Annotated in this window: 26 protein-coding genes and 2 tRNA genes; 22 read left to right on the top strand and 6 right to left on the bottom strand. The window is 72.0% G+C overall.

Translation table 11 applies throughout. The features are described from left to right. Positions 1-10: 10 nt before the first annotated feature. Positions 11-1225 carry an acetyl-CoA C-acetyltransferase gene (locus LN652_RS07065; RefSeq protein WP_230443968.1) on the bottom strand — a complete coding sequence of 405 codons (1215 nt, stop codon included), beginning with the start codon at positions 1223-1225 and terminating at the stop codon, positions 11-13. A 93-nt stretch (positions 1226-1318) separates the two neighbouring features. Beyond that, a complete protein-coding gene (locus LN652_RS07060) occupies positions 1319-1915 on the bottom strand; it encodes a TetR/AcrR family transcriptional regulator (protein ID WP_230443967.1) in 597 nt (198 codons plus the stop codon). Positions 1916-2038: 123 nt separating this feature from the next. On the opposite strand from LN652_RS07060, the gene LN652_RS07055 reads away from it, so the two are divergent. Together LN652_RS07055 and LN652_RS07050 are read left to right on the top strand one after the other, a co-directional pair. Further along, complete coding sequence (locus LN652_RS07055) at positions 2039-2221, top strand: hypothetical protein (RefSeq protein WP_230443966.1); 183 nt, start codon at positions 2039-2041, stop codon at positions 2219-2221. A gap of 81 nt (positions 2222-2302) precedes the next feature. Then, complete coding sequence (locus LN652_RS07050; RefSeq protein ID WP_230443965.1) at positions 2303-3151, top strand: acyl-CoA thioesterase; 849 nt, start codon at positions 2303-2305, stop codon at positions 3149-3151. On the opposite strand, the gene LN652_RS07045 is transcribed toward LN652_RS07050, so the two are convergent. Beyond that, positions 3135-3512 carry a globin gene (locus LN652_RS07045; protein WP_230443964.1) on the bottom strand — a complete coding sequence of 126 codons (378 nt, stop codon included), beginning with the start codon at positions 3510-3512 and terminating at the stop codon, positions 3135-3137. The two genes, LN652_RS07050 and LN652_RS07045, sit on opposite strands and share 17 nt — an antisense overlap. Next, a complete protein-coding gene (locus LN652_RS07040) occupies positions 3509-4621 on the bottom strand; it encodes a mechanosensitive ion channel family protein (RefSeq protein ID WP_230443963.1) in 1113 nt (370 codons plus the stop codon). The genes LN652_RS07045 and LN652_RS07040 overlap by 4 nt, the downstream gene beginning before the upstream one ends. Positions 4622-4652: 31 nt before the next feature. Here LN652_RS07040 and LN652_RS07035 point away from each other — a divergent pair, with 31 nt between their 5' ends. Next, positions 4653-5042, top strand: coding sequence for a hypothetical protein (locus LN652_RS07035; RefSeq protein WP_230443962.1), 390 nt, complete (start codon positions 4653-4655; stop codon positions 5040-5042). Next, positions 5029-5412 (top strand): DUF5130 family protein, encoded by a 384-nt coding sequence (locus LN652_RS07030; protein WP_230443961.1) that lies wholly within the window; start codon positions 5029-5031, stop codon positions 5410-5412. The genes LN652_RS07035 and LN652_RS07030 overlap by 14 nt, the downstream gene beginning before the upstream one ends. Before the next feature lie 103 nt (positions 5413-5515). Here the strand turns inward: LN652_RS07030 and pepN are convergent, their stop codons facing one another. After that, complete coding sequence (gene pepN / locus LN652_RS07025; RefSeq protein WP_230443960.1) at positions 5516-8056, bottom strand: aminopeptidase N; 2541 nt, start codon at positions 8054-8056, stop codon at positions 5516-5518. A gap of 79 nt (positions 8057-8135) precedes the next feature. On the opposite strand from pepN, the gene LN652_RS07020 reads away from it, so the two are divergent. The 13 genes from LN652_RS07020 (at position 8136) to tig (ending at position 19310) form a co-directional block, all read left to right on the top strand. Further along, on the top strand, positions 8136-8735 hold the full coding sequence (locus LN652_RS07020; protein WP_230443959.1) for a mycothiol-dependent nitroreductase Rv2466c family protein: 600 nt from the start codon (positions 8136-8138) through the stop codon (positions 8733-8735). Positions 8736-8811: 76 nt separating this feature from the next. Further along, on the top strand, positions 8812-10605 hold the full coding sequence (gene metG, locus LN652_RS07015) for a methionine--tRNA ligase (protein WP_230443958.1): 1794 nt from the start codon (positions 8812-8814) through the stop codon (positions 10603-10605). Beyond that, positions 10602-11171 carry an LURP-one-related/scramblase family protein gene (locus LN652_RS07010; RefSeq protein WP_230443957.1) on the top strand — a complete coding sequence of 190 codons (570 nt, stop codon included), beginning with the start codon at positions 10602-10604 and terminating at the stop codon, positions 11169-11171. Before metG ends, LN652_RS07010 begins: the two co-directional genes overlap by 4 nt. A gap of 17 nt (positions 11172-11188) precedes the next feature. After that, a complete protein-coding gene (locus LN652_RS07005) occupies positions 11189-11830 on the top strand; it encodes an NADPH-dependent F420 reductase (protein ID WP_230443956.1) in 642 nt (213 codons plus the stop codon). After that, positions 11830-12714 (top strand): alpha/beta hydrolase, encoded by an 885-nt coding sequence (locus tag LN652_RS07000; protein ID WP_230444700.1) that lies wholly within the window; start codon positions 11830-11832, stop codon positions 12712-12714. Before LN652_RS07005 ends, LN652_RS07000 begins: the two co-directional genes overlap by 1 nt. 53 nt (positions 12715-12767) lie before the next feature. Beyond that, the gene (locus tag LN652_RS06995) at positions 12768-13277 is read left to right on the top strand and encodes a ribose-5-phosphate isomerase (protein ID WP_230443955.1); all 510 of its coding nucleotides are present in this window, start codon (positions 12768-12770) and stop codon (positions 13275-13277) included. Continuing rightward, positions 13270-14178: an Fpg/Nei family DNA glycosylase gene (locus tag LN652_RS06990; RefSeq protein ID WP_230443954.1), complete on the top strand. Its 909-nt coding sequence runs from the start codon at positions 13270-13272 to the stop codon at positions 14176-14178. Before LN652_RS06995 ends, LN652_RS06990 begins: the two co-directional genes overlap by 8 nt. After that, on the top strand, positions 14175-15257 hold the full coding sequence (locus LN652_RS06985; protein ID WP_230443953.1) for a PP2C family protein-serine/threonine phosphatase: 1083 nt from the start codon (positions 14175-14177) through the stop codon (positions 15255-15257). The genes LN652_RS06990 and LN652_RS06985 overlap by 4 nt, the downstream gene beginning before the upstream one ends. A gap of 72 nt (positions 15258-15329) precedes the next feature. Further along, positions 15330-15400, top strand: a tRNA-Gly gene (locus tag LN652_RS06980). Positions 15401-15460: 60 nt separating this feature from the next. Beyond that, positions 15461-15533 (top strand) — tRNA-Pro (locus LN652_RS06975). A 1-nt stretch (position 15534) separates the two neighbouring features. After that, complete coding sequence (locus tag LN652_RS06970) at positions 15535-16182, top strand: hypothetical protein (RefSeq protein ID WP_230443952.1); 648 nt, start codon at positions 15535-15537, stop codon at positions 16180-16182. A gap of 106 nt (positions 16183-16288) precedes the next feature. Beyond that, complete coding sequence (locus LN652_RS06965) at positions 16289-17755, top strand: PepSY-associated TM helix domain-containing protein (protein ID WP_230443951.1); 1467 nt, start codon at positions 16289-16291, stop codon at positions 17753-17755. A gap of 145 nt (positions 17756-17900) precedes the next feature. Further along, positions 17901-19310, top strand: coding sequence for a trigger factor (gene tig / locus LN652_RS06960; RefSeq protein ID WP_230443950.1), 1410 nt, complete (start codon positions 17901-17903; stop codon positions 19308-19310). 70 nt (positions 19311-19380) lie between these two features. Here the strand turns inward: tig and LN652_RS06955 are convergent, their stop codons facing one another. Then, a complete protein-coding gene (locus tag LN652_RS06955) occupies positions 19381-20580 on the bottom strand; it encodes an aminoglycoside phosphotransferase family protein (RefSeq protein ID WP_230443949.1) in 1200 nt (399 codons plus the stop codon). A gap of 23 nt (positions 20581-20603) precedes the next feature. Between LN652_RS06955 and LN652_RS06950 the strand changes: the two genes are divergently transcribed. From LN652_RS06950 to clpX, 5 genes are all read left to right on the top strand, one after another. Next, the gene (locus LN652_RS06950; RefSeq protein WP_230443948.1) at positions 20604-21032 is read left to right on the top strand and encodes a MarR family winged helix-turn-helix transcriptional regulator; all 429 of its coding nucleotides are present in this window, start codon (positions 20604-20606) and stop codon (positions 21030-21032) included. A gap of 46 nt (positions 21033-21078) precedes the next feature. Further along, on the top strand, positions 21079-21549 hold the full coding sequence (locus LN652_RS06945; protein WP_230443947.1) for an SRPBCC family protein: 471 nt from the start codon (positions 21079-21081) through the stop codon (positions 21547-21549). 104 nt (positions 21550-21653) lie between these two features. Continuing rightward, entirely contained in the window at positions 21654-22274 is a 621-nt protein-coding gene (locus LN652_RS06940; RefSeq protein ID WP_230444699.1) for an ATP-dependent Clp protease proteolytic subunit, read from the top strand. 2 nt (positions 22275-22276) lie between these two features. Beyond that, positions 22277-22885 carry an ATP-dependent Clp protease proteolytic subunit gene (locus LN652_RS06935; protein ID WP_230443946.1) on the top strand — a complete coding sequence of 203 codons (609 nt, stop codon included), beginning with the start codon at positions 22277-22279 and terminating at the stop codon, positions 22883-22885. Between the two features lie 131 nt (positions 22886-23016). Next, a complete protein-coding gene (gene clpX, locus LN652_RS06930; RefSeq protein WP_230443945.1) occupies positions 23017-24297 on the top strand; it encodes an ATP-dependent Clp protease ATP-binding subunit ClpX in 1281 nt (426 codons plus the stop codon). Positions 24298-24318 lie beyond the last annotated feature (21 nt).

Raw genomic sequence — 24318 nt, 5'->3', positions numbered from 1 at the left:
GAGCCTAGTGTCAGGACATGCGCTCGAGGATGAGCGCCATGCCCTGGCCGCCGCCGACGCACATCGTGATGAGGCCGGTGGACTTGTCGTGCCAGTCGAGGCTGTTGAGCATCGTGTTCTGCAGGCGGGCGCCGGTCATGCCGAACGGGTGGCCGACCGCGATGGCGCCACCGTTGACGTTGAGCCGGTCGAGGTCGATGCCGAGGTCCTGGTAGGACGGCACGACCTGGGCGGCGAAGGCCTCGTTGATCTCGACGAGGTCGATGTCGCCGATGCTCATGCCGGCGTGCTTGAGGGCGTTCCTCGTCGCCTCGACCGGACCGAGGCCCATGATCTCCGGCGAGAGGCCGGAGACGCCGGTCGACACGATGCGCGCCAGCGGGGTGAGGCCGAGCTCGGCGGCCTTGGTGTCGGACATGACCACGACGGCGGCGGCGCCGTCGTTGAGGGCGCAGCAGTTGCCGGCGGTGACGACGCCGTCGGGGCGGAAGACGGGGTCGAGGCCGGCGATGCCCTCGTAGGTCACGCCCGCGCGGGGGCCGTCGTCCTTCGACACGACCGTGCCGTCGGGCGTCGTGACCGGGGTGATCTCGCGGGCCCAGAAGCCGTCGGCGATGGCCTTCTCGGCGAGGTTCTGCGACCGCACGGCGAACTCGTCGAGCTCCTTGCGGTCGAGGCCGCGCAGGCGGGCGACGTTCTCGGCCGTCTGGCCCATCGCGATGTAGATGTCGGGGAGGTTGCCGTCCTCGCGGGGGTCGTGCCAGTCCTGGCCGCCCCGGGCGAGCTCGTCCGTACGGGCGCCGGCGGCCTCGAAGAGCGGGTTGCGGGTGCCGGGGAGGTGGTCGGAGGTGCCCTTGGCGAAGCGGGACACCGTCTCGACGCCGGCCGAGACGAAGATGTCGCCCTCGCCGGCCTTGATGGCGTGGAAGGCCATCCGGGTGGTCTGCACCGAGGAGGAGCAGTAGCGGGTGACGGTGGCGCCGGGGACCTCGAGGCCGAGGAGGGTGGTCACGACGCGGGCCATGTTGTTGCCGGACTCGCCGCCGGGCAGGCCGCAGCCGAGGAGCAGGTCCTCGATGGTGGTGGGGTCGAGCGCGGGGATCTTGTCGAGCGCGGCCTGCACCACGAGCGCGGTGAGGTCGTCGGGCCGGAAGTCCTTCAGCGAGCCCTTGTTGGCGCGGCCGATGGGGGAGCGCGCTGCGGAAACGATCACTGCCTCGGGCATGGGGAACTCCGGTTACTGGTCGGTCGGGAACGGTCCTCCCGGCACCCTAGTCCGCGATCCCGCACGCGGGGACGCGCCCCCGTGTGGCCGATCTCACGTCGCCGCTGCGTCGCCGCCCAGGCCCGTCAGCAGCTGCTCGACGCTGTCGTCGACGAAGGCCCGTCGGTGCGACGCCGGCTGCAGCAGCGAGGCCAGCAGCACCCCGTCGAGCGCGGCCACGAGGGTCTCGGCGGACGCCGGGCCCTCCTTGCCGGCCTCCGCCATCACCGCGTCCACCGTGCGGACCAGGTCGGCGCGCCACACGGCGAACCGCTCGGCCAGGCCCGGGTCGCGGATCGCGGCGACGCTCAGCTCGAGCCGTGCGGCGAGCAGGTCGGGCTGGTCGAGCCACCGGGAGAACAGCTGCGAGACCTCGACCACGGCACGCTCGTGCTCGCCCGGACAGCCCGCGAGCCGGGCGCCGAGCGCCTCGACGTCGGCGGCGAGCCGGTCGGCGACGAAGTCGCCCAGGGCGTTGACCAGCGCCTCGCGGGTGCGGAAGTACGACGACGAGCTGCCTTCGGGTAGCCCCGCCTCGCGGTCCACCGCGCGGTGCGTCAGCCCGCGGTTGCCCTGCCGGGCCAGCACGGTCGTGGCAGCGGCGAGGATCTCGCGCCGGCGGGGCGTCAGCCGGTCGGTGGCGGGACTCATCGGCTCCTCGGGACGGGGTGGGTCGGTCGTGGCGCAGGACACTACCGCCGCGACTTGCCCTACAGGCGTAGAAGAGTACGCTTCTACATAAGTAGTAACTACATCCGTAGAAAGGAACCGATCATGCAGCTCATCGACCCCGCCGCAGCCATCACCCTCCTCGTCGTCGTCGGCATCGCCGCCGTGGCCGCCATCGCGATGGCCGCGGTCGTCCTTCCCGCCACGCTCCGCGTCACCCGCGAGGACCGTCGCGCCCGTCGCGAGTCCATCCCGGCCTACTACGGCCGGCTGCACTTCGCCCACTGATCCCCGGCCGGCCGGTCGACCCGTGTCCACCGACCGCCCTCCCGACCCACGCCCCGGTCCGCACTCTGCGACGATCGGGGCGTGCGTCATCTCTACCGCTGTCCGCTGAGGTGGGCCGACCTCGACCTGCTCGGCCACGTCAACAACGTCACCTACGTCGACTACCTCCAGGAGGCGCGGGTCGACCTGTTCCGCACCCACGCGCCGGACAGTCGTGCCGACGACCTGGCCGAGGGCGTCGTCGTGGTGCGCCACGAGGTCACCTACGTGTCCTCGCTGACCTTCAGCCCGGAGCCGGTCTCGGTCGAGTGCTGGGTCACCGAGATCCGCGCGGCGAGCTTCACCATGGCCTACGAGGTCTTCACCGAGGACCCCGCGGGTGAGCGCACGGTCTACCTCCGTGCCCGCACCGTCCTCACGCCGTACGTCTTCGCCACCGAGCGTCCCCGTCGGCTGCACGACTCCGAGCGCGCGTCCCTCGGCAGGCTGCTGGAGCCCGACGAGCCGGTGCGGCCGACGCCGGTCCCGGAGGTCGTCGACGTGCCCGGCGGCCACTACCCGGTGCAGGTGCGGTTCAGCGACGTCGACGTCTACGGCCACGTCAACAACGTGAAGTACTTCGAGTACTTCCAGGAGGCGCGGATCCAGCTGCTGACCGCGCGCGGCGGCGACCTGGGGGAGGGGTTCCACCTGGTCGTGGCGCAGACCGACGTCGACTACCGGCGCCCGATCCTGTTCCGGCCCGAGCCCTACGACTGCCGGACGTGGGTCTCGCGCATCGGCACCACGTCGCTGGTGTTCGAGTCGGTCGTCCGCGACGGTGAGGAGCTGCTCGCCCGCGCCCGCGTCGTCGGCGTCTGCATCGACAACGCGACCGGACGCCCGGCGCCGGTCCCCGAGGAGTTCCGGGCCGTCACTCCAGGGTGTTGACCATGAACTGCGCGGCGTGCGTGACGTAGTCCCAGAAGCGCTCGTCCTGCTCCGGGGTCAGGTCGGCCGCGTCGAGGCCGGCGCGGAAGTGCACCAGCCAGCGCTCGGCGGCCGCGGGCGTGACCCGGAACGGCGCGTGCCGCATCCGCAGGCGCGGGTGCCCCCGCGTGTCGGAGTACGTCGTGGGGCCGCCCCAGTACTGCTGGAGGAACAGCCGGAAGCGCTCCTCGGCCGGACCGAGGTCCTCCTCGGGGTACAGCGGCCGCAGCACGTCGTCGGTCGCGACCCCCTCGTAGAACCGGTGGACGATCGTGCGGATCGTCTCCTCGCCGCCGATCTCCTCGAAGAACGTGGTGGTCACAGGTCTCCCTCCGCCTGCGCGGGCCCGGAGGCCGCCGGCTGCTGGTCCTCGGCCGAGCGCTGCCGGTCCGGCCGCTCGTCGTCACGCATCCACACCACCTGCTGGGCGAAGGGGACCTCGAAGCCCTCGAGGTCGAAGCGCGCCTTGATCCGCTGGCGCATCTCGCGGGCGACCGCCCACTGCTCCAGCGGCGCGGTCTTGAGCGCGACCCGCACCACGACCGAGTCGGGCGCCAGCTCCTGCACGCCCCACACCGAGGGCTCCTCGATCACGCGCCCCCGGAAGTCCTCGTCCTCCCACAGGTCGTGGGCGATGTCGGCGAGCACCCGCTGGACGCGGGCCAGGTCCTCGCCGTAGGCGACCCGCACGTCGAGCACGGTCCGCGCCCAGTTCTGGCTCATGTTGCCGACGCGCAGGATCTCGCCGTTGCGGACGTACCAGACCGTGCCGTTGACGTCGCGCAGCCGCGTCACCCGCAGGCTCACGGCCTCGACGGTGCCGCTGGCCTCGCCGAGGTCGACCTCGTCGCCCACGCCGTACTGGTCCTCGAAGATCATGAAGATGCCGGACAGGAAGTCCTTGACCAGCGCCTGCGAGCCGAAGCCGATCGCGACGCCGATGATGCCGGCGCTCGCGATCAGGGGAGCGATGTCGTAGCCGAGCTCGGCGATGAACATCAGCGCGACGACGGTGATGACGACCCCGGTGACGATGCTCTTGAGCAGGGTCCCCATCGTCGCCGCCCGCTGCACGCGCCGGGTGTACGCCGGGTCCTCGCGCAGGTTGAGCGCGGCGCCCATCTTGCCGCCGGTGATCGCCCGGCTGACCCGGTTGGGCAGCATGCCGACCTCGGCACGCTTGATCACCCGGTCGATGAGCCGGTGGAGCACCCAGCGGACGACCAGCCCGATCAGGATCAGCCCGACGAGGGCGCTCGGCTTGCCGACGACCCAGTCGGCCGCGTCTGCCAGCCCGGAGTTGGAGGTCTGCTCGAACACCCAGTCACAGATGTTCTCGCCGTCCTCGCAGGGACTGGACGCCGCGGAGGTGACGGCGCTCCCGGAGCTCTCGGCCGCGGCGATGGTCGTGGTCGTGAGGGGGTGAGGCATGCCCGCCAGTATGGGCGATACCCTTCTACCCGTGAGCACCCCCGTCAGCCCCTCCCGTCCCGCAGGACGCCGCGGCCACCGCCGCGCCGGCCGTCTGGTCGCCCTCGCCGCCGCGCCCGCGCTGGCGCTGCTGGCGTTCCCCGCGCAGGCCGACGTGCCCGAGGGCTGGGACGGCCAGACGTCGGAGTTCCAGATCGACGGGCTGAACGCGCTGCTGCTGCTGCTCGGTGCCCCGCTGCTGCTGTTCGTGGTGATCGCACTGCTCGTCTTCCTGCCCGCGATGGTGCGCGGCGAGAAGCTCCTTCCGGACCACTCCGGTGTCGAGGGCCAGTGGATCGGCGGCCCGCGTCAGGGCGTCGCCGAGCTGCCCGCCCCCGACGGCGAGGACTCCCGAGCGGGTGGCGCCAGTGGCGGCTGGTGAGCTGCTGAGCGAGGCCGACCGCCTCGCCCTGGACCGTTCGATCCGGCTCGCCGAGCAGTCCTGCCGCTTCGAGTTCTCGGTCTACGTCGGCCCCAGTGAGGGCGACGACACCCGGGCGTGGGCCACGCGCCTGCACAACCGCCTGGTCGCGCCCGCACGCAGCGTGCTGGTGCTGGTCGACCCGCGCCGCCGCGTGGTCGAGGTCGTCACCGGCGGCGAGGTGCGCCGCCACCTCACCGACGCCGAGGTCGAGCTCGCCGTCCTGGCGATGTCGTCGGAGTTCGCCTCCGGCAGCCTGCTCGCCGGCCTGCAGCGCGGCATCGCGATGCTCGCCGACCACGCGCGCCCGCAGAACACCCTCCACGCCTGAGCCTCGACCCGCAGCGAGCCGCACCCGGCCCGCTTGGTCCCGGCCGGTCCCGGCAGCGAAGAGCCCCCCACCGCCGCAGCGGTGAGGGGCTCTCGTGCCTCGGTCAGCGGGCGTCGCAGGCCTGGGCGGTGAGGGCCCGGGCGATCTCCGCGCGCGCCTCGCCGATGTAGCGCTGCGCGCCCTTGGGGGCGTCGTTGTCGACGAGCCAGGCGTCGAGCCGGGCGAGCGTGGCCTCGGACCCCAGCGGCTTCGGGAAGCCGTACTCCAGGACGGTCGAGGCCTTGTGGAAGCCCAGCGTGTCGATCAGCGTGCTCGCGGCGTCGAGGAACTTCTCGAGGTAGGGCTCGAGGACGTCCTCCTGGCCGAAGCGGAAGATCGACATCGCCATCTCGCGCGAGGTCTCGTTGGGGGTGGCGGGGTCGACGATCGCGGCCCAGCCGGCCTCCTTGGCCTCGGCGGTCGGCTGCGCGACGCGCGCGGCGGCTGCCTGCTCCTTGCCGGAGATGGTCCGGTCGACCTCGAGCTCGGCGTCGATCTCGGCGTCACCGAAGCGGCCCGACTTCGCGAGCGCGGTGATCAGGCCCCAGCGCAGGTCCTGGTCGACCGCGAGCCCCTCGACGACGAACGAGCCGTCGAGCAGCCCGATCAGGTCGTCGAGCGCGTCGTCGCGGTGGGCGGCGCCGGCGTAGGTCCGGGCGAAGGTGAGCTGGTGGTCGCTGCCCGGCTCGGCGGCCAGCAGCAGCTCGCGCAGCCCCGACTCCCACGTCGCGCGCAGCTCGGAGCGGTGGGCGGGGTCGGAGTAGAAGTTGACCGCCAGCGCCGTCGACGCCGGGATCCGGGTGACGGCCCACGCGTCGGTCTCGTGACCGATGTTGGCCAGCACCAGGTCGACCCAGTCGCGGGTGCGCATCTCGCCGTCGCGGGTCATGTCCCAGGCCGCACCCCACACGAGGGCGCGGGGGAGGGAGTCCTCGAAGGAGGCGAGCGAGGAGATCGCCGTCGCCATCGAGCGCTCGTCGAGGCGGATCTTGGCGTAGGCGTGGTCCTCGTCGTTGAGCAGCAGCAGCGCGGGCTGCGCGACACCCACGAGCTCGGGCACCTCGGTCGAGGCCCCCTCGACGTCGATCTCGACGTACTGGCGGCGCACCAGGCGGCCGTCGACGGAGTCGTAGAGGCCGATGCCGAGGCGGTGGCGACGCAGGGTCGGCCAGTCGGGGTGGGCGCTCTGGGCGACCGAGAAGGAGGAGTACGTGCCGTCCTCGGCCAGCTCGAAGGCCGGGGCGAGGGTGTTGACGCCGGCGGTCTGCAGCCACTCCTGGGCCCAGCCCTGCAGGTCGCGGCCGGACTCCTTCTCGAGGGTGGCGAGCAGGTCCTTGAACTCCGGGTTGCCGTACTCCCACTCCTTGAAGTAGGCGCGCAGGCCCTGGAGGAACGGCTCGATGCCGACCCACGCGACGAGCTGCTTGAGCACCGAGGCGCCCTTGGCGTAGGTGATCATGTCGAAGTTGACCTCGACCGCGTGCAGGTCGACGTTGTCGGCCGCGATCGGGTGGGTCGAGGGCAGCTGGTCGGCGCGGTAGCCGGTCTGCTTGCGGGCGTTGGCGAAGCCGGTCCAGGCGTCGTCGAACTCGGTGGCGTTGGCCTCGCACCAGTAGCAGGCCCACTCCGCGAACGACTCGTTGAGCCAGAGGTCGTCCCACCACTTCATCGTGACGAGGTCGCCGAACCACATGTGCGCCATCTCGTGGGTGATGACGGAGGCGCGGAACTCGAAGAACGAGCGCGGCTGGCGGCTGCGGGGGAGGTACTCGTCGCGCAGCGTCACGCAGCCGGCGTTCTCCATCGCGCCGGCGTTGTACTCCGGGACGTAGAGCTGGTCGTACTTGCCGAACGGGTACGGGTAGTCGAACTGCTCCTCGAACCACGCGAAGCTCTGCTTGGTCAGCTTGACCAGCTCGGCGGTGTCCATGTGCTCCTTGAGCGACTGGCGGCAGTAGTGGCCCAGCGGGATGGTGCCGAACTTGCCCTCGTAGGTGTCGAACTCGCCGTGGTACTCGCCGGCGACGATCGCGGTGATGTAGGTCGACATCCGCTTCGTGGTCGGGAAGCTCCAGGTCGCGACGCCGTCAGCCACGGGGGTGGGCTCCGGGGTCGCGGCGTTCGAGACCACGACCCAGTGCGAGGGCGCGGTGACGGTGAAGGTGAAGACCGACTTGAGGTCGGGCTGCTCGAAGGTGGTGAACACGCGACGCGCGTCCGGGACCTCGAACTGGCTGTAGAGGTAGACCTTGTCGTCGACCGGGTCGACGAAGCGGTGCAGGCCCTCGCCGGTGTTGGAGTAGGCGCAGTCGGCGACGACGACGAGCGTGTTGGTCGCCTCGAGGTCGTCGAGGGCGATCCGGCTGTCGGCGTAGGCCGTCGCGGGGTCCAGGGAGCGTCCGTTGAGGGTGATCTCGCGGACGGTGGGCGCGACCAGGTCGGCGAAGGTGCTCGACCCCGGCTCCCGGCAGGTGAACTCCAGGGTGGTGGTGGAGGCGAAGGTCGTGTCGCCGGTCGTGAGGTCCAGGGTGACGGCGTACGACGTGACGTCCAGGAGGGCGGCGCGGGTGGCGGCTTCGTCCCGGGTGAGGTTGGTTCCAGGCATGAGCGCATCCTGCCACCGGGATGTGTCCCGCCCCACACCGGCCGGGAATAGCCCGGGCGCCTCCGGGATTGGGGTGGACATGGCTACCGCTGACCTCTGGTTCGACCCGCTCTGCCCGTTCGCCTGGATCACCTCGCGCTGGATCCGCGAGGTCGAGCAGGTGCGTGACATCGACGTGCAGTGGCACGTGATGTCCCTGGCGTACCTCAACAAGGACAAGGACATCCCCGCGGAGTACCGCGAGATGCTCCAGGGCACCGAGAAGCCCGTCCGCGTGGCGATCAGGATCGCCCAGGAGCACGACAACGCGACCCTCGGCGACTGGTACACCGCCGTCGGCACCCGACGCCACAACAACGGCGAGGAGCTCACCCGGGAGACCGTGGCCGCGTCGCTGGCCGACGTCGGGCTGCCGGCCGAGCTGATCGAGGCGTGGGACGACGCGTCGCTCGACGAGGCGGTGGCGAAGAGCCACCACGAGGGGATGGACCCGGTCGGCGACGACGTCGGCACCCCGACGATCCACATCAACGGGTCGGCGTTCTTCGGTCCCGTGCTCTCGAAGATCCCGCGCGGCGAGGAAGCCGGCGAGCTGTGGGACGGCGCGGTCGCCGTCGCGAAGTTCCCGTACTTCTACGAGCTCAAGCGCTCGCGCACCGGGGACCTGGACTTCTCCTGAGCCTCCCCGACGCCGCCGGTGTCCGTGGCCGCCACCCGGGGAAACCGGGTGGCGGCCGGTCACTAGGCTTGCGCCCATGACTCGTGTCCTGTCCGCCGTCGCCTGGCCGTACACCAACGGCCCGCGCCACATCGGCCACGTGGCCGGTTTCGGCGTGCCCTCCGACGTGTTCAGCCGGTACATGCGGATGGCGGGCCACGACGTGCTCATGGTCAGCGGCACCGACGAGCACGGCACCCCGATCCTCGTGCTCGCCGACAACGAGGGGCTGCCCCCGCGCGAGCTGGTCGACAAGTACAACCAGGTGATCGTCGACGACCTCGTCGGCCTGGGCCTGTCCTACGACCTCTTCACCCGCACCACGACCGGCAACCACTACGCGGTCGTGCAGGAGATGTTCGAGACCTGCCGCCGCAACGGCTACATGGTCGAGGAGACCACGAAGACCGCGATCAGCCCGTCCACGGGCCGCACGCTGCCGGACCGCTACATCGAGGGCACCTGCCCGATCTGCAAGTACGCCGACGCGCGCGGCGACCAGTGCGACAACTGCGGCAACCAGCTCGACCCGACCGACCTGATCGACCCGCGGTCGAAGATCAACGGCGAGACGCCCGAGTTCCGCGACACCCAGCACTGGTTCCTCGACCTGCCTGCGCTCGCCGACGCCCTCGGCGCGTGGCTCGACCAGCGCGAGGCCACCGGCCTGTGGCGCCCCAACGTCATCAAGTTCAGCCAGAACATCCTCAAGGAGATCCGGCCGCGCGCGATGACGCGCGACATCGACTGGGGCATCCCGGTGCCGGGCTGGGAGGACCAGCCGACCAAGCGGCTCTACGTCTGGTTCGACGCGGTCATCGGCTACCTCTCGTCCTCGATCGAGTGGGCGCGGCGCCTCGGCGAGCCCGAGAAGTGGCGCGAGTGGTGGAACGACTCGGACGCGGAGTCCTACTACTTCATGGGCAAGGACAACATCGTCTTCCACTCCCAGATCTGGCCCGCGGAGCTGCTGGCCTACAACGGCGCGGGGGAGCGGGGCGGCGAGCCCGGCACGTTCGGCACGCTCAACCTGCCGACCGAGGTCGTCTCCAGCGAGTTCCTCACCTTCGGCGACTCGCAGTTCTCCAGCAGCCGCGGCAACGTGATCTACGTCGGCGACTTCCTCGCCCGCTACGGCGCCGACGCGCTGCGCTACTACATCTGCGCGGCCGGCCCGGAGACCTCCGACGCCGCCTTCACCTGGGCCGACTTCGTGACCCGCAACAACTCCGAGCTCGTGGCCGGCTGGGGCAACCTGGTCAACCGCACCGCCACGATGGTCGCCAAGAGCTTCGGCGAGGTCCCCGCGGCCGGCGAGCTCGAGGACGTCGACCAGCAGGTGCTGGCCGCCGTCCGCGACGGGTTCACCTCCGTCGGAGGGCTGATCGAGAAGCACCGCCTGCGCGCCGCGGTCGCCGAGGCGATGCGCGTCGTCGGCGAGGTGAACAAGTACCTCACCGTCACCGAGCCCTACAAGATGAAGGACGAGTCGCAGCGCGAGCGCCTCGCCACCGTCCTGCACGTGGCGGTCCAGTGCGTGAGCGACTGCAACACGCTGCTCTCGCCGTTCCTCCCGCACGCCGCCAACGCGGTCCACGCCGTGCTCGGCGGCGAGGGCACCTTCATGCCGATGCCGCGCGTCGAGCAGGTCGACGAGCTCGAGCCCGGCAACGGTGCCGGGCACGTGTCGTACTCGGTGATCACCGGCGAGTACTCCACCACCCCGCGCTGGGAGTCGCGCCCGGTGACCGTCGGTGCCCCCGTCGCGAAGCCGACCCCCGTGTTCACCAAGCTGGACCCGTCGATCATCGAGGAGGAGCTCGCGCGATGAGTGCCGAGATGTACGTGCCGCACTTCGTGGTGAAGCAGAAGCTCACCATGATGGTCAACCGCTACGAGGTGTCGGAGGCCGACGCCTCCGGCAACCCGACGCGGCTGATGGCGTTCGCGGAGCAGAAGCGGATGGCGTTCAAGGAGCAGGTCACCTTCTTCACCGACGCCAGCCGGTCGCGGCCGGTCTTCGGCTTCAAGGCGCGCAAGACCATCGACCTCAGCTCGGGCTACGACATCACCGACGAGGCCGGCGCCCAGATCGGCTTCTTCCGCAAGGACTTCGGGGCCTCCCTGCTGCGCTCGACCTTCCACGTGGAGGGCCCGGGCTACGCCGGCACCGGCCAGGAGCGCAACCAGGTCGTCGGCCTGCTGCGCCGCTTCACCGACCTGGCCTTCCTGCCGGTCCACTTCGACTTCGTCGACGCGTCGGGGCAGCCGCTGTTCTCCGTCCAGCGGGCCATGTCGCTGGGCGACCGCTACACCGTCGACGTCCCCGACCCGCGCGTCGACTTCCGGGTCGCCGCAGCGATCGCCGTCGGCCTCGACGCACTCATGTCACGCTGACGCAGGAGGGACCGACCATGCAGATCGCAGTCCTCGGCACCGGGACGGTCGGTCGTGCGCTCGCGGCCCGCCTCGCCGAGCTCGGGCACCACGTGGTGCTCGGCACCCGCGACCCGGCCGCCACGCGGTCCCGCGAGGACTGGGCCGAGGTGCCCGGCGTCGAGCTGGGGACCTTCGCGGCCGCGGCCGAGGGCGCCGAGGTCGTCGTCCACGCCGGCAACGGCGCCGCCGCGCTCGACCTGCTGGGCGCCGCGGGCGACCTCGCCGGGAAGGTGCTGGTCGACGTCTCCAACCCCCTCGACTTCTCCGCCGGCTTCCCGCCCACCCTCTCGGTCAAGGACACCGACTCGCTGGGCGAGCAGGTCCAGCGCGCCTTCCCCGACGCGCGGGTCGTCAAGACGCTCAACACCCTCACGGCCGACCTGATGGTGCACCCCGAGCGGCTGCCGGAGCCGACCAGCGTGTTCGTCAGCGGCGACGACGCCGCTGCCAAGGACGTGGTCACCGGGCTGCTCACCGCCATGGGGCACCGCGACGTCATCGACCTCGGCGGGATCGAGACGTCCCGCGGCGTCGAGATGTGGCTGCCGCTCTGGCTGCGGCTGATGGGCACGTTCGGCACCGCTGACTTCAACCTCAAGGTGGTGCGCGGCTCGTGATGTACCCCGAGGTGCGGGCCGCCGTGGCCGCCGACACCAGCCCCGTGCTCAGCGCGCCGGGCTTCGACGTCGCGGCCCACCGCGAGGAGGTGCGGCAGGCCAACCTGGCGCTGCCGCGCGAGGACGTCGCGGCCGTCGAGGAGGTCGACGCCGACGGCGTGCGCTGTCGGCTCTTCACGCCGGCCGACGCGCTGCCCGGTCTGGTCGTCCACGCCCACGGCGGCGGCTTCGTGCTCAACGACATCGACGTGCACGACGCGATCTGCCGCCGGATGGCCAACCGCGGGAGGCGCGCGGTGCTGAGCGTGGACTACCGCCGTCCGCCCGAGCACCCGTTCCCTGCCGCGCCCGACGACCTCGACACGGTCGTGGCGTGGCTGCGCCGCGAGGGACCCGGCGACCGCGGCCTGGCCGGGCCGTACGCCGCGCACGGTGACTCCGCGGGCGCCAACCTCGCCCTGGTCGCGGCGCTCCGCAACCCCGGCTTCTTCGCCGTCGTCGGCCTGGTCTACCCCTTCCTCGACCCGCGCGGGACCTTCCCGTCCTACGCCGAGGGCGCGCCGTCGGGCTTCGACCCGGCCGAGGCCCGGTGGTACTGGGCGCAGTACGCCCGCACCGACGCCGACCTCGACGACCCGGACCTCGCCCCGCTGCGCTCCGACCGGCTGCACACCCTGCCGCCGACCTTCGTCGCCACCGCCGAGCACGATCCGCTGCGCGACGAGGGCGAGGAGCTCGCCCGGCTGGTCGCGGAGACCGGCGTGGAGACCGTCGGCGTGCGCTGCCTCGGCCAGACCCACGGCTTCTGGCGGCACGCCGCCTTCGCCGCCTCCGAGCCGCTGGTGCGCCAGGTGGCCGGCTGGTTCGACCAGCACCTGGCCTGACCCGGCCCAGACCGGTTGACCGGCCGCCCGGCCCGCTCTGGGAGACTTGTCCCATGCGCGTTCACCTGGGATCCGACCACGCCGGCCTCGAGCTCAAGGACCACCTGATGGCCTGGCTGGTCGACCACGAGCACGAGGTCGTGGACCACGGACCGTTCGTCCACGACCCGCTCGACGACTACCCCGTCTTCTGCCTGCGGGCCGCCGAGGGCGTGGCGCAGGACCGCGCCGAGGGGCTGGACAGCCTCGGCGTCGTCATCGGCGGCTCGGGCAACGGCGAGCAGATCGCGGCCAACAAGGTCACGGGCATCCGGTGCGCGCTGGCGTGGTCGGAGGAGACCGCGTCGCTGGCCCGCGAGCACAACGACGCCAACGTCGTCTCGGTCGGCGGCCGGATGCACCCGGTCGAGGACATGACCCGCTTCGTGGAGGTCTTCCTGACCACCCCGTTCTCCGGCGACGAGCGCCACGTGCGCCGCATCGGGCAGCTGTCGACCTACGACGAGACCCGCGAGCTCCCGCCGCTCCCCGAGTCGGCCCTGCGCGGACCGGCGGATGCCTGAGGGGCACACCCTCCGCAAGCTGGCCGACGACCTCGCCGCGGGGTTCGCCGGCCGCCGTGTCCGCGCGACCTCGCCGCAGGGCCGGTTCGGCGCCGACGCGGCGCTGCTCGACGGCTCGCGGGTCGTGGGCGCCGACTCCGCCGGCAAGCACCTGTTCCTCGCCTTCGAGGGCGAGGTGTTCGTGCACGTCCACCTCGGGCTGATCGGGCAGTTCGACGTCCACACCGGGCTCGCCGGGCCCGCCGACGTGCCCGTGCCGGTGGGTGCGGTGCGGCTGCGCCTGGTGACCGCCGACGACGACCCGCGCGGCACGGCGTACGCCGACCTGCGGGGCGCCATCGTGTGCGACCTCATCGGGCCGGAGAAGCGTGACGCGGTGCTCGCCGGGCTCGGGCCCGACCCGCTGCGGCCCGACGCCGACCCCGACCGGGCGTGGCGGCGGATCCAGCGCAGCGACCGCTCGATCGGCGACCTGCTGATGGACCAGAAGGTGCTCGCGGGCGTGGGCAACGTCTACCGGGCCGAGGTGCTCTTCCGCCACCGCATCCACCCGCTGCGCCCCGGGCGCACGCTCCGGGTGGGCCAGTGGCGCGCGATGTGGGCCGACCTGGTCGAGCTGATGGGGGAGGGCGTGCGGTCCGGCCGGATCGACACGGTGCGCCCCGAGCACACGCCGGAGGCGATGGGCCGCGACCCGCGCCGCGACGACCACGGGGGCGAGGTCTACGTCTACCGGCGCACCGCGCAGCCCTGCCACGTCTGCGGGGCGGGGGTCCGCACCGCCGACCTCGCCGGACGAAACGTGTTCTGGTGCCCGAAGTGTCAGCCGGTGTTTCGCTCGCGCGCGGCCGTACGCTCGGCCCACCAGCACACCGACCCGTCGCGAGGAGCTCGACCATGAGTTCTTCCGGTGAGCGCCGACCCGGCCCCCGCGCACTGCTGTCGGACGTCCTCGGACGGCTGGTGCCGCGCGGCAGCCGGCTGCTCGTCACGCTCGGCGCGGTCACGGTGGCCCTCGGCGCCGCGATCCTGGCGTTCCAGGACACCGTCCCGCTGGTCTCGCTGCTCGTCCCGCTGGTGGTCTCCAGCCTGATGCTCAGCCCGCGGCAGCTGCCGTGGTTCGTGGTCTTCCTGCTCCTCGTGCTCGCGCTGGTGGTGCCGGCGCAGGACGACCTCAACGTCCGCATCGGCGTCACCGTGGTGATCATGTACGGCCTGGGATTCCTGGTCCTGCTCTCGTCGTTCCGTCGCTCGCGGCTCGGCGTGGCCGGCCTGCAGGGCGAGCAGATGTTCGTCGACCTGCGGGACCGGATCCTGCGCCAGGGCGGCATCCCGGCGCTCCCGCCGGAGTGGTACGTCGCGGCCGAGCTCCGGTCCGCCGGCGGCACCCCGTTCGCCGGCGACTTCGTGGTCGCGGCCCGGGTCGGGGAACGGCTCGAGGTCGCCGTCGTCGACGTGTCGGGCAAGGGCGAGGGCGCCGGCACCCGCGCGCTCCTGCTCTCGGGCGCCCTCGGCGGGCTGCTCAGCGCCCTGCCGCCGAGCGAGTTCCTCGACGCGGCGAACACCTACCTGCTCCGCCAGGAGTGGGACGAGGGCTTCGCGACCGCGATCCACCTGTCGCTCGACCTGACGACCGGCCACTACGAGCTGCGGTGCGCCGGCCACCCCCCGGCCGCGCTGCGGCACGCGGGCTCCGGCCGCTGGGAGGTGATCGAGGCGGAGGGCCCGATCCTGGGCGTGCTCGACGCCGCGCACTACGCCGCCACGGCCGGCGAGATGCGTCCCGGCGACGCCCTGCTGCTCTACACCGACGGCATGGTCGAGACCCGCACCCGCGACATCAGCCTCGGCATCGACAAGATGCTCGGCCAGGCCGAGCGGCTGCTGCGCGGCGACTTCGAGGGCGGCGCCGCGCGGCTGGTCGACGCCATCGGCTCGCGCAACGACGACCGCGCGCTGCTGCTGGTCCACCGGCGCTGAGCCGGTTGCGGCGGGGGCCGCGCGGTGTGGCACCATGACTCCCGCACCGGCGGCGAGAGCCGACCGGGACGCGCGGATGTAGCTCAATGGTAGAGCCCCAGTCTTCCAAACTGGCTACGCGGGTTCGATTCCCGTCATCCGCTCCCAGCAGGTCCCCGCTCCGCCGTCCCGCACCGGGGCGACGGGCGCGGAGCCCCGTTGGGCGGGGCGTAGCGTAGTGGCTAGCGCGCCTGCTTTGGGAGCAGGAGACCGCAGGTTCGAGTCCTGTCGCCCCGACGTGGACCACCGAGCCGACCCCTTCGCGCGCTGGGCGCGCGCGGGCGTGCTCGCGGCGGTGGTGGTGCTCGTCGGCTCCCTCGCCCACGCCTCCGCGGGCGGGTTGCTGCCCGGTGCCGCGTCGATGCTCGCCCTCCTGGCCGCGGTCGCCGCCGGGTGCGCGCTGCTGCTCGGGCGCGTGGCGTCCGCCCCGCTCCTGGTGACCCTCACGGTCGCCGGCCAGCTCGTCGTCCACGGCGCCCTGTCGGCGATGGCCGGCCACCAGCCGCCCGCGTCGCACGGCGCGATGTCGGACCTGCACCACGCGGCCGACGCCCCGGCGGCGCCCGGGTGGGCCGTCCACGCGCTCCAGGACCTCGTCGAGCGACCGGGTATGGCCGCGGCCCACCTCGCGGCGTCCGCGCTGGTGGGTCTCTGGCTCGCGCTCGGTGAGCGGGCGCTCTGGTCCCTCGTGGCGCTCGCCCGCTGCGGCGCGAGGCGCGCCCTGCGCCACGCCGTCGCGGCGCTGCGGGTCGTGGCGAGCCTGGTCCACGTCGTGCGGCGCGCCGTCGTCGTACGCCCCTCGCGCGACGAGCCGCTGCCCCAGCTCCCGCTGTGGTCGCGGGGGCCGGCCCGGCGCGGGCCACCGGCGGTGCAGCCGACCCGCTGAGCCGTCCGCGCGCGCGTGGACCCCTCGGCGGGCACCGTCCTGCCTGCACCGCCCGGTCGTCGACCCGGGGCGGTGCGGGTCGTCCCGTCTGCTCGAGGAGAACACCATGAGCACCCTCACCGACGACGCCGCTGCCGGCGACGGGGCGTCCGCGACGCCCCCCGCCCGCGCCGGCTCGAGGAACCCCCGAGGCCGGCCGGTGCCGGCCGGCCTGTTCCGCGCCTTCTGGCGCTGGCACTTCTACGCATCCTTCGTGGTGATCCCGGTCTTCGCCGTGCTGGCGGTGACCGGGCTCATCTACCTGTTCCGCTTCCAGGTCGAGCCGCTGCTGCACGCCGACGTCATGCGCGTCGAGCAGCCGGCCGGCCAGGAGCTCCCGTACGTCCTCTCCGACCAGCTCGCGCTGGTCGAGGAGGCCTACCCCGACGCCGAGGTCGGTCTGGTCCGCGAGGGCCGCGAGGCCGACGACGCCACCGCGTTCGCCGTGACGAAGGACGACGGCAGCGTCGTCGACGTGTTCGTCGATCCGTGGCGCGGCGAGGTCCTCGGCGAGCTCGACCCCGACACCACCCTGTCGGGCTACGCCGTCCGCCTGCACGCCGACCTGATGGGCGGCGTGCTGGGGGACCGGTTCATCGAGGTCGCCGTGTGCTGGGCGATCGTCATGGCCCTGACCGGCTACTACCTCTTCTTCTCCGGTCGCCGGGCGCGGGTGCGACGACGGCAGAAGCGGGCGTCGGGCGCACGCCTGCGGAGCACGCACGCCCTCGTCGGCTCGGTCGCCGGCGTGGGGCTGCTGATGATGGTGGTCACGGGGCTGCCGTGGACCGGCTTCTGGGGCGCGAAGGTCCAGGAGCTCGCGACCGCGCAGGGCACGTCCCTGTGGAGCCTGGACCACGGCGCGGAGTCGAAGCCCGGCTCACGCCTCGACGAGTCGCTGCCGCACAGCCACGCCGAGCGCGAGGTCCCGTGGGCCCAGGGCGCCACCGAGGTGCCGTCGTCCGACCCGGACGGGGAGGACCGTACGTCGGTGGCGAACCTCGACACGGCGGTGTTCGTCGCCGAGCGGGAGGGCCTCGCCCACCCGATGACGATCGCCCTGCCCGGCGACGACGGCGGCGTCTTCTCGGTGATCGGGGACGCGTTCCACGACCCGAGCCGGGAGCGGACCGTCCACGTCGACCAGTACTCGGGCGAGGTCCGCTCGCAGTACGGCTTCGAGGACTACCCGCTCGCGGCCAAGGCCGTCGCCCAGGGCATCGGCCTGCACGAGGGACGCAGCCTCGGGCTGGTCAGCTTCTGGGGCGCCGCGCTGTTCTGCGTGGCGATCCTCTTCCTGTGCGCCACCGGCCCGCTGATGTGGTGGCGCCGGCGGCCGTCGGGATCGGGATCGGTCGGCGCGCCGCGGGGACGCATGCCCGTACGGGCGACGTGGTGGCTGGCCGGCGCGCTCGTCGTGCTCGGCGTGGTCCTGCCGCTGTTCGGGATCACGCTGCTCGCGGTGCTGCTGCTCGACCGGTTCGTGCTGCGCCGGGTGCCCCGCCTGCGCGCGGCGTTCGACACGGTGGACTGACCGGGAGGGGGCCGGCGGTCGGTCGGCGGCGTGGGCGTGATTCGGCATGCGTCCACGCCGTCGATAGACTGGTCGGGTTTGCGGGGGCGGCGCATGGCGCGCCCCCGTACGACGTACCCATGACCTTCAGCATCAGGAGACATTTGTGAAGAGCGCCGTCGAGACCTTGAGCCCCACCCGGGCCAAGCTGACCGTCGAGGTGCCCTTCGAGGAGCTCAAGCCGAGCCTCGACGCGGCCTACCAGAAGATCGCGAAGCAGATCAACGTCCCGGGCTTCCGTCGGGGCAAGGTCCCGCCGGCCGTCATCGACCGCCAGATCGGCCGGGGTCCGGTGCTCGACGAGGCGATCAACGCCGTCGTCCCGCAGCAGTACATGGCCGCCCTGCAGGAGCACGACCTCGAGCCGCTCGCGCAGCCCGAGATCGAGGTGACCAAGTTCGAGGACAACGAGTCGCTCGAGTTCACCGCCGAGGTCGACGTCAAGCCCGACTTCGAGCTGCCCGCCTACGACGGCCTCGAGGCCAGCGTCGAGGACATCGAGATCACCGACGCCGACGTCGACGAGCAGGTCGAGGCGCTGCGCGAGCGCTTCGGCACCCTCGTCCCGGTCGAGCGCGCGGCCGCCGACGGCGACTTCGTGACCATCGACCTGGTGGCTGCCAAGGACGGCGAGGCCGTCGAGGGCGGCGAGGTCACGGGCATGTCCTACAAGGTCGGCCGCGGCGGCATGATCGACGGCCTCGACGAGGCGCTCGTCGGCCTGTCCGCCGACGAGGAGAAGACCTTCGACTCCGAGCTCGTCGGTGGCGACCTGGTCGGCGAGCCGGTCCAGGTGACCGTCAAGGTGACCGCCGTCCAGGAGCAGCAGCTCCCCGACTACGACGACGAGTTCGCCCAGCTCGCCTCCGAGTTCGACACCGCGGAGGAGCTCACCGCCGACGTGCGCGAGCGCCTCGGCCGCGGCAAGCGCCTCGAGCAGGCCGCCGCCGCGCGCGACGCCGTGCTCGAGGCCCTGCTGGAGAAGGTGACGATCCCGCTGCCCGAGGTCATGGTGACCGACGAGCTCAACGCCCGCCGCCAGAACGTCGAGCAGCAGCTCGGCTTCGCCGGCATCACCATGGAGAAGTACCTCGAGGACGAGGGCCAGACCCAGGAGGAGTTCGAGGCCGACCTCGAGCGCCGGGTCCGCGACGCCGTCGCCGCCCAGTTCATCCTCGACAAGATCGCGAAGAAGGAGGAGTTCGGCATCGACCAGGCCGAGCTCTCCGAGCACCTCGTGCGCCGCGCCCAGCAGTCCGGGCAGGACCCGCAGGAGTTCGCGAACCACATGTTCGAGCACAACCACATCCCCGAGCTCGTGCAGGAGATCCTGCGCGGCAAGGCGCTCGCCACCATCGTGGAGGCCGCGACCGTCAAGGACGCCTCGGGCAACGTGGTGGAGCTGAAGAACCTGCGCCCCGACGGCACCATCGGCGAGCCGGTCGACGAGACCGCTGCCGAGGAGTCCGGCGAGGCCGAGGCCGCCGAGGAGACCGAGGACTCCGAGAAGGCCTGACCCCCAGCACCACGCGCGACGGCGCCCGTCCCTCCGGGGCGGGCGCCGTTCGTCGTCGGGGGACGGCTCGTCAGCCGTCCGTCGCGGCCAGGACGTCGAGGGAGTAGCGCGCGATCCCGGCGCGCTGACGGGCCCAGTGGTCGAGGGTGGCGAGGGAGTCGGCGTCGACGCCGCCGGCCTCCTCGCGGGCGGCGTGCTCCCAGAGCATCTCGGTCGGCAGGGCGGTCAGTCCGTTGAACAGCATCAGGCTCAGCGCGTGGCCGCGCCGGACCTCCTCGAACGGCACGTCGAGGCCCTCGTCGGCGAGGCCGGCGGCGTACGCCTCGAGGCAGGCCGCGGCGCGCTCGGGCAGGTCGGCGACGTCCTGGCGTCCGACCTGGATGTCGCCCACGAGCAGCTGTGAGAGGTCGAAGCCCACCGGCTGCGGCCGCCAGAAGCCGAAGTCGATCAGCGTGAAGGCCTCCTCGCCCTCGCGGCGCAGCAGGTTGTTGGGGCAGGCGTCGCCGTGGGCGGCGAGGTGGCGGCACGCGGCGAACTCGGCGGCCAGCGCGTCGACCCGGCGCACCGCGTCCTCGAGGTCGGACCGGAGCGCACCGAAGTGCTCGGCCACCACCGGGTGCTGCCAGGTCGCGTCGTCGCGGACCTGCGGCAGCACGGTGTGGCCGAGGCGACCGGCCACGAAGCTGTCGACGTGCCACGGCTGCGGGTCGATCGCGGCCAGCGGTGCCACCCGCTCGCTGGCGGCGAGCCGGCCGAGCAGCCGCGCGGCCCGCGCGCTGTCGGTCGGGGTCCAGGGGACGGGGTCGCACACGACCTCCTCCAGCCAGAGCACGGCCGTCTCGTCGGGCCGCACCTCGACCCGCAGCGCGCGCGGCATGGTCAGGCCGTCGGGGAGCCGGGTGGCGAGGTCGGAGCCGTAGACGAGCGGCTCGGCCCGCCACGGCACGGTCGAGGCCGCCCAGTCGCGGACCTCGGCGGGCACGAAGGCGAACGCGGGGGAGTGCCGCCACGCGTGCACCCGCTTGACGAAGAGGGTGAACGCGCGGGGCCCCTCGCCCGCGTCCGCCTCGCCGTGCACCCACGTGCGTGCGCCGGTGAGGATCGAGGGGACGTCGTAGTCGACCGGCTCGGCCCAGGAGTCGACCAGCGTCGCCCCGGGCACTCGCCAGAGGTCGGCGACCATGGTGGCGAGCGCGGCGTCGTCGACGTCGTCGGCCCCGAGCAGGTCGCCGCGGGGCACCCTCTCCGACGTCGCGAAAGCCGCTTTCATGCATGACAAGGTAAGTTGCTTTCATGACTGACGTCAAGGGTCGACGCCCCGTCGTCGAGCCCCACCTGCCGATGCTGATGGGCCTGGTCTTCGGGCAGCTGCGCGAGCAGCTCGCGCTGGACGTGCCCGAGCTGCGCCCCTCGCAGCTGCGGGTGCTGGAGTGGCTCCCGCCGGAGGGGCTCACCATCAGCGAGCTCGCGGAGTGCGTGGACATGACCACCCAGGGGTGCGGGCAGTTCGTGCGCCAGCTCGAGGGCCTGGGCATGGTCGAGGTGGCGGTCGCCGACCACGACGCCCGCGCCCGGGTCGTCCGGGCCACCGACCGGGGGAGCGAGGCGGTGGCGCGCTCGGCCGCCGTGCTGGCCCGCTGCGACGCGACGTGGGCCGAGCGCGTCGGCCCGGAGCGCTACCGCGTGTTCCGGGAGGTGCTGGGGGAGCTCGCGCTCGGGTGATCGACGAGGCGGCGTGACCTCACCCCGCGCCGCTAGGGTGCTGGGCATGCTGGAGCCCTCCGCCGACCGCGAGCTGCGGGCCGAGCGCCTCGTCGCGGCACCACCGTCCGTGGTCTGGGCGGCCCTGACCGATCTGACGCGGATGCCGGACTGGAGCCCCGAGCTGGTCCGGATGGTGGCGCTGCGACCCGGCGGCCTCCGCGTCGGGCAGCAGTACCTCGGCATCAACCGGCGCAAGGGCGTCGTGTGGCCCACCCGCAGCGTGGTCGCCGTGCTCGAGGAGGGCGTGACCCTCGCGTGGGACACCCGGACGAGCGGGTCTCGGTGGATCTACGAGCTGGTGCCGGAGGGTCACGGCACCCGCGTGGTGCACCGACGCCCGGTCCCGCGGCGGCTCACCCGTTCGGGTCGGGTGTTCGCCGCGCTGGCCCTCGGTGGTGCCGGGCCGCACGCCGGCGAGCTCGAGGCGGGCATGGCCCGGACCCTGGCGGGCCTCGCCGCCGCCGTGGAGCGCTGAGTCTGCTGTGGGCGAACAGAGGGGGTCTTCGCGTGGAAGTGTCCGTCCTTGCGGCTAGTGTCGCCAGCGTGAACCAGAACTCCAGCCCAGCCCTCTCGCCGGAGATGAACGGCGCCGGTGGGATGTATGGCCTCGACGACCACATCTACCAGCGCCTCCTCCGCGAGCGCATCGTCTTCCTCGGCTCGGAGGTGCGCGACCAGAACGCCAACGCGATCTGCGCCCAGCTCCTCCTGCTGTCGGCGGAGGACCCGGAGGCGGACATCTTCCTCCACATCAACAGCCCCGGCGGCTCGGTGGACGCCGGCATGGCGATCTACGACACGATGAACTACATCCCCAACGACGTGGCGACCGTCGGCATGGGCCTGGCGGCCTCGATGGGCCAGTTCCTGCTGTGCGCCGGCACCAAGGGCAAGCGCTACGCCCTGCCGCACGCGCGGATCATGATGCACCAGCCCTCCTCGGGCATGGGCGGCTCCGCCTCGGACATCAAGATCCAGGCGCAGCAGTCGCTCCACATCAAGAAGGTGCTGCTCGACCTCATCGCCGAGCACACCGGCCAGAGCGTCGAGCAGGTCGTCGCCGACGCCGACCGTGACCGCTGGTTCACCGCGGACCAGGCGGTCGAGTACGGCCTGGTCGACCTGGTGATCACCAGTGCCCGCGAGGCAGCCGACGAGGGTCGCCCGGCCCGCCACTCCGGTTCGACCCAGAAGGACTGACCATGAACTACTACATTCCCCAGTGGGAAGAGCGGACCTCCTACGGCTTCCGCCGCATCGACCCCTACGCCAAGCTGTTCGAGGAGCGCATCATCTACCTCGGCACGCCGATCAGCGACGACGTGGCCAACGCGGTCATCGCCCAGCTGATGTGCCTGGAGACGATGAACCCCGACACCGACATCAGCATCTACATCAACAGCCCCGGCGGCTCCTTCACGGCGCTCACCGCGATCTACGACACGATGCGGTTCATCAAGCCCGACGTGCAGACCGTGTGCCTGGGCCAGGCGGCCTCGGCGGCGGCGATCCTGCTCGGCGCCGGCGCGAAGGGCAAGCGGATGGCGCTGCCCAACAGCCGCATCCTGATCCACCAGCCCTACACCGAGGGCACCTTCGGCCAGACCTCGGACATCGAGATCCAGGCCAACGAGATCCTGCGGATGCGCGAGCTGCTCGAGCGGATGATCGCCGACTCCAGCGGCAAGGACATCGACCAGGTGAGCGCCGACATCGAGCGTGACAAGATCCTGACCGCGGAGCAGGCCGTCGAGTACGGCCTGATCGATGCGGTCATCGAGTCCCGCAAGGGTGCTCCCGCGCTCGTCTGAGCGCACAATTGCGGCTCACGACATCCCGTGTCCGGCCCCCGTCGGGGGCCGGCACGGGGTACCGTCGAGGAGCCTGATTTCCAAGGTGTGGAAGGCCGGGAACCTCCCGGTGGGACTGGAGGACACGACTCGTGGCACGTATCGGTGACGGCGGCGACCTGCTGAAGTGCAACTTCTGTGGCAAGAGCCAGAAGCAGGTCAAGAAGCTCATCGCTGGCCCCAACGTCTACATCTGCGACGAGTGCATCGAGCTCTGCAACGAGATCATCGAGGAGGAGCTGGCCGAGGGCGCCGAGGTCAACCTCGAGGAGCTCCCCAAGCCGCGCGAGATCTTCGAGTTCCTCAACTCCTACGTCATCGGCCAGGAGCACGCGAAGAAGTCGCTCGCGGTGGCGGTCTACAACCACTACAAGCGCGTGCAGGCCGGCCTCCAGCCGGTCAGCGGCAAGGTCAAGGACGACGTCGTCGAGGTCGCCAAGTCCAACATCCTGGTCATCGGCCCGACGGGCTGCGGCAAGACCTACCTCGCCCAGACGCTCGCGCGGATGCTCAACGTGCCGTTCGCCATCGCCGACGCCACCGCCCTCACCGAGGCCGGCTACGTCGGCGAGGACGTCGAGAACATCCTCCTCAAGCTGATCCAGGCCGCCGACTACGACGTCAAGAAGGCCGAGACCGGGATCATCTACATCGACGAGATCGACAAGGTGGCCCGCAAGGCGGAGAACCCCTCGATCACGCGCGACGTCTCCGGCGAGGGCGTCCAGCAGGCGCTGCTGAAGATGCTCGAGGGGACCACCGCGTCGGTGCCCCCGCAGGGCGGGCGCAAGCACCCGCACCAGGAGTTCATCCAGATCGACACCACCAACATCCTGTTCATCGTCGGCGGGGCCTTCGCCGGGCTCGAGCAGATCATCGAGCAGCGGGTGGGCAAGAAGTCGCTGGGCTTCACCGCCGAGGTGCGCGGCGCGGCCGAGCGCGAGGCCGACGACCTGCTCGCGCAGGTCCGTCCCGAGGACCTCACCAAGTTCGGCCTGATCCCCGAGTTCATCGGTCGCCTGCCGCTGATCGCCAGCGTGAGCAAGCTCGACCGCGAGGCGCTCGTCCAGATCCTCACCGAGCCGCGCAACGCGCTCGTCAAGCAGTACCAGAAGCTCTTCGACCTCGACGGCGTCGAGCTCGAGTTCACCGAGGAGGCCATCGACTCGATCGCCGACGCGGCGCTCGAGCGCGGCACCGGTGCGCGCGGTCTCCGCGCGATCATCGAGGAGGTCCTCCTCTACGTGATGTACGACGTCCCGTCGCGCGGCGACGTCGCCAAGGTCGTGGTGACCCGCGAGGTCGTCGAGGACGACGTCGCGCCCACCCTCGTCCTGCGCGAGCCCGAGGCGAAGAAGAAGAAGTCGGCCTGACCGACCGGCCGACGTAGTCCG

Origin of the sequence: Nocardioides okcheonensis (assembly GCF_020991065.1) — a bacterium.
Lineage (GTDB): Bacteria > Actinomycetota > Actinomycetes > Propionibacteriales > Nocardioidaceae > Nocardioides > Nocardioides okcheonensis.
Note: the sequence above shows the minus strand (reverse complement) of the source record. Positions and strands in the feature narration are given on the sequence as shown.